This is a genomic window from Actinosynnema sp. NPDC023658, from assembly GCF_040639995.1.
Taxonomy (GTDB): domain Bacteria; phylum Actinomycetota; class Actinomycetes; order Mycobacteriales; family Pseudonocardiaceae; genus Actinosynnema.
In genome coordinates this window covers 1-2,158 of sequence record NZ_JBFAAX010000918.1, presented here as the reverse complement: position 1 = coordinate 2,158, position 2,158 = coordinate 1, and the positions used below count along the sequence as shown (strand labels likewise).

Here is a 2,158-nt window from a genome sequence, read left to right as displayed (position 1 = left end):
GATGAACAGGATGGTGTCGCCGGTGACGTACCGCTCGCGCTCCACCGCGGTCATCGTGGGCTTGCGGGACAGGAACTCCCGGGCGGCCTCGCGGCGGGCCTCGCCCTGCAACGGGGTGTGCGGCTCCCAGACCGCGATGGCCTCCTCCGTGTAGAACTGCTCCAGGACCTCGGGGTCGTTGGAGTTGAACGCCTGGACGTAGTGCTCCAGGTGCTTGTCGAGGTCCTCGGTCGGGTGGATCGTCGCCGTGCTCGCGGACATCGGTCTGGCTCCATTCCTGCGTGTGCTTCGGGTGGTCGGGCGGGTCAGAGGAAGTACGTGTCCGGCTCGAGCCCGAGCAGCACGCGGCCGTGCACCTCGAGGTTCGTGACCGGCGCCATCAGGCCGTGCAGCGCCAGGCCCACCGTGTCGCGGTAGACCCGCTGGATCGGCACGGCCTTCTGGATCACCGAGGCGCCGGAGAGGGTGTAGACGATCTCGACGGCCTCCTTGGCGAGCTGGATGCCGTAGCCGATCCGCCCGCGGATCGCGGCCTTCTCCCCGGTGGTGACCTCGACCGCGCGGTCGGCGCGGTCCTGCATCAGGTCCGTGACGCGGTCGCGCAGGCCCTCCGCCGCGGTGATCTTGTTGGCGGCGGTGGCGAGCTGGATCTGCACGTGCGGGTGCTCGGACTGCTCGGTCCAGTTCGTGTACGCGATGCCGCGGCCGGGCGCGCGTGCCACGAACAGCTCCAGCGCCTGCTTCGCCAGCCCGATGTAGACCGCCAGCGAGGGCACCATGACGTACGGGATCAGGCCGTAGTCGCGGCCGTGCAGGCCGGCGTTCCAGCGGTCGCCCGTCGTGCCCTCGGTGAGCGCGGCGGCGTCCACCACGCGGTGGGCGGGGACGAAGAGCCCCTTCACCGAGCTGGTCGAGCTGCCGGTGCCGGCGGCGGACGAGACGTGCCAGTCGTCGGCGATGGTGAACTTCGACTGCGGGACGACGGCGTACACCTCTTCGTGCGACTCGGTCGCGCCGTCGCGCAGCACCATCGCCGCGACGATGTTCCAGTCGGCGCCGCGGATGCCGGTGTTGAACCGCCACGCGCCGTCGAGCACGTAGCCGCCCTCGGTCGGCACCAGGGTGGCGGTGGGCGTGAAGCCGCCGGAGACGCGCACCGAGCCGCCCGCGAAGACCTCCTCCTGCGCCTGGTCCGGGTAGGCCGCGACGACACCGGCGCTGGAGATCCAGGCGTTGACGGCCCACGCCGTCGAACCGCATCCGCGGGCGACCTCCTCGACGATGGCGACCTGGTCGGCCACGGGCAGGTCGAGGCCGCCGAACTTGCGCGGCACGGCGGCCTGGAAGACGCCCGCCTCCTCCAGCAGCTTGATGTTCTCGTCCGGCAGCCACCGCCGGTCCTCTGCTTCCTGGCCGTTGGCGCGCAGCCGCGGCACCAGGTCGCGGACGGCGTCGACGACCGCGCGACCGTCCTTCTCGGTTTCTCGCATGGCATCTGGCCCTTCGGTCGACTGTCGGCGGGGGTCGGTTCGGAACGTTAGCGGCGCCCGCGGAAACCGTTCTCATAAAGCGGTAACCACCCGGTCGACCCGGTCCGGTTACCGGTGTGTGAGCGGGCCGTGAAAGTCGCCGGGTTATTTTGCCGGTAGCGAGACGACCGAACTCGCCCGCTGGACCTGCGGACCCGCTCCGCCCAGAAGGAAGCAGGACGTAAAGATGTCCACCGCAATCCGGGTCGACCCCGATTTCCCCGATCTCACCGATGACATCGACACCCAGAACGACATCTTCATCGACGTCTTCAACTCCGGTGACGGTGAGCTGTTCGACCGGCTCTACCGGCCCGACGCGATCTCCAACTTCTCCGGCGGCCAGCTGACCGGCGAGGCGCGCAAGAAGTGGTTCGTCGAGTTCCTGACGCCGAAGCCGCACCTGGAGGCGACCCTCACGCACGCCTACGTGGCGGGCGACGTCTCGCTGATCGGTGTCACGTTCGTCATCGACACCACCAACGAGGAGGGGAAGAAGGTCCGCATCACGGGCCGCTGCACCGACGTGCTGCGGCGCGGTGATGACGGTCGCTGGCTGATGGCCTGCGACCGCCCGGTCATGGACCCCCCACAGGTCCTGGACTGATCGGGTCCGCGCGCCGGTGGCG

Annotated in this window: 3 protein-coding genes; 1 reads left to right on the top strand and 2 read right to left on the bottom strand. The window is 69.7% G+C overall.

All coding sequences use genetic code 11. The features are described 5' to 3' along the window. The coding region (locus AB0G02_RS36405; protein WP_360803899.1) for a ketosteroid isomerase family protein at positions 1-261 on the bottom strand (261 nt) is incomplete at its 3' end. Positions 262-305: 44 nt separating this feature from the next. Next, entirely contained in the window at positions 306-1,490 is a 1,185-nt protein-coding gene (locus tag AB0G02_RS36400; protein ID WP_360803896.1) for an acyl-CoA dehydrogenase family protein, read from the bottom strand. A gap of 226 nt (positions 1,491-1,716) precedes the next feature. On the opposite strand from AB0G02_RS36400, the gene AB0G02_RS36395 reads away from it, so the two are divergent. Next, on the top strand, positions 1,717-2,136 hold the full coding sequence (locus tag AB0G02_RS36395; RefSeq protein ID WP_360803893.1) for a nuclear transport factor 2 family protein: 420 nt from the start codon (positions 1,717-1,719) through the stop codon (positions 2,134-2,136). The last annotated feature ends 22 nt before the right edge of the window (positions 2,137-2,158 follow it).

Coding starts and splice junctions, on each gene's coding strand:
- AB0G02_RS36395 (WP_360803893.1), top strand. CDS start 1,717: ATGTCCACCGCAATCCGGGTCGACCCCGATTTCCCCGATCTCACCGAT.
- AB0G02_RS36400 (WP_360803896.1), bottom strand. CDS start 1,490: ATGCGAGAAACCGAGAAGGACGGTCGCGCGGTCGTCGACGCCGTCCGC.